General features: G+C 47.9%; 1 pseudogene. It reads left to right on the top strand.

Features of this window, described 5'->3' with window-relative positions:
* Positions 1–27 precede the first annotated feature (27 nt).
* Positions 28–265, top strand: a pseudogene (locus MM817_RS16680) (protoporphyrinogen oxidase); the annotation flags it as partial.

Genomic DNA, 265 nt, shown 5'->3' with positions numbered 1-265 from the left:
CCAGTCAGTTCACAAGGTGGCACGCTTGTGTGGCATCAGGGTAAACTTCATCCTTTGCCACCAGGCATTCAAACGGGCGTTCCATCAGATCTTAGTGCCTTTGCAAAAACGAAATTAGTGAGTTTGCGAGGGAAGGCGCGTGCACTCCTTGAGGTGTTGCTTCCGCATGTACCCTATCCAGATGATGTATCAGTAGGGGAGTTTTTAAGAAAACGACTGGGCAATGAAATTGTGGATACTCTTGCAGCACCTCTTTTATCTGGGA

Source organism: Sulfoacidibacillus ferrooxidans, assembly GCF_022606465.1.
Taxonomy (GTDB): domain Bacteria; phylum Bacillota; class Bacilli; order Alicyclobacillales; family SLC66; genus Sulfoacidibacillus; species Sulfoacidibacillus ferrooxidans.
The sequence above is the reverse complement of the archived record's forward strand: the minus strand, read 5'-3'. Positions and strand labels throughout refer to the sequence as shown.